The following is a 1553-nucleotide window of genomic DNA, read 5'->3' as shown; positions in this document are numbered from 1 at the left end:
CATCGGACACCTTCTACAAAATCGACAACACCGAAGCCGTCACCTCCGTCAACGGCCATCAGGGCGTGGTCAGCCTCACCTACAACGACGTCAGCGCCCACCCGAACACCTGGGTTCCCTCATGGGCGCAAGTGACCGGTAAGCCATCCACGTTCACGCCCTCGGCACACAACCACGACAGCAGCTACTACACCAAAAGCCAGACCGACACACTTCTGGCCAGCAAGTCTGACTCTCACGCCCATCCATACAGGGCGGATACCTGGGTACCCACATGGAGCGACGTCACCGGCAAGCCAGCCACCTTCACACCGTCAGCGCACACGCACCCGATCAGCGACATTACCAACCTGCAAGCCTCGCTCGACGCTAAGGCAGCATCAAGCCACAACCACACCATCGCCAACGTCACCGGCCTGCAAACCGAACTCGACGGCAAAGCAAACAACAGCCACAACCACGACGCCGCCTATTACACCCAGGCTCAGGTCGATGCCATCGTTGCCACCCTGCAAGCCCGACTCGACGCACTCGAAGCCAAGACCGCGCAGCAGTCCGTCACCGGCACAACCACCATATTCTCTGGCGAAGTACAGGCCACCGACATTTCAATAGGGAACTAATATGGCATTACCGAACAGTGGACGCTTATCTCTGGCAGACATCGCCACCGAATTTGGAGGCACCGCACCGCATAAGCTCTCTGAGTACTATGGCTCTGGCAATGTTCCGGCGAGCGGGGTGCTGAAGCTCAGTGATTTTTATGGGGAGAGTGCGTTTACGCCGACGCATCAGTGGACTATTGGAGTGTATGATCTGTACGGGTTTATTCAGTATGGATATTTGGCGGGTAATTATGGTGACATAACGCCAAAAACTGTTTCTGTTGATAACCACACATCTCCTATTAGGGGGGTACGAGTAGGTATTAATGGCTCTGTTTATTATTTTGAAATAGATTTTTCCGATACTTCCTATTCCCCCTTTCTCGGTAAAGATATAAGAATTTTGTTTCAGGATGCAGAGTTTATTATCACGGGAGCAGTTATAAAAAGTAGCCGCTGGCTAATGCTTGAAAATCAACCATCAGGTTCCCCGACCCATAACTTATATCAATATTTATCAGTAAGAACAGGGAATACTCTTGGCGTAAATATAGGGTTTGAATAACAATTTATTCGGATAAAAACCAATGCAAGGATCGCAACAGCACCAATCAAAACTCGACCAGATCGAACACAAACTCGATACCTTCGAAGCCAAGTTCGAGCAGCTTGCCGATGCGATCCTGAAACTCACTCTTATCGAAGAACGCATCGCCGCCGTCATCGAGGGCAATAAAGAACTCCGCAGCTCCATCAAGGACAACAATCACCGTATTCAATCCCTCGAACGAAAATCCGAACGCGCTCAAATCTTCGAAAAAATCACCTGGATCATCATGACCATCGCCATCGGCGGTTACTTCGCCGGTAAATTCTTTCTCGGGAAATAACATGAACAACAAAGACGCCCACAAAGCCCTCACCACTCTGGCAAAGTCCGATGGCTGG

3 protein-coding genes are annotated in these 1553 nt (G+C 50.8%); 2 read left to right on the top strand and 1 reads right to left on the bottom strand.

Going from position 1 to position 1553, the window contains the following annotated elements; all coding sequences use genetic code 11:
- Together AK963_RS28865 and AK963_RS28860 are read left to right on the top strand one after the other, a co-directional pair.
- The coding region (locus tag AK963_RS28865; RefSeq protein WP_202969919.1) for a phage tail fiber repeat family protein at nucleotides 1–623 on the top strand (623 nt) is incomplete at its 5' end.
- A gap of 1 nt (nucleotide 624) precedes the next feature.
- The gene (locus tag AK963_RS28860) at nucleotides 625–1170 is read left to right on the top strand and encodes a hypothetical protein (protein WP_066018712.1); all 546 of its coding nucleotides are present in this window, start codon (nucleotides 625–627) and stop codon (nucleotides 1168–1170) included.
- Nucleotides 1171–1216: 46 nt separating this feature from the next.
- On the opposite strand, the gene AK963_RS36235 is transcribed toward AK963_RS28860, so the two are convergent.
- Nucleotides 1217–1553, bottom strand: a 337-nt coding sequence (locus AK963_RS36235) for a hypothetical protein (RefSeq protein WP_238593887.1), incomplete at its 5' end; no start/stop codon positions are given.

Origin of the sequence: Endozoicomonas atrinae (assembly GCF_001647025.1) — a bacterium.
Taxonomy (GTDB): Bacteria; Pseudomonadota; Gammaproteobacteria; order Pseudomonadales; family Endozoicomonadaceae; genus Endozoicomonas; species Endozoicomonas atrinae.
Note: the sequence above shows the minus strand (reverse complement) of the source record. Positions and strands in the feature narration are given on the sequence as shown.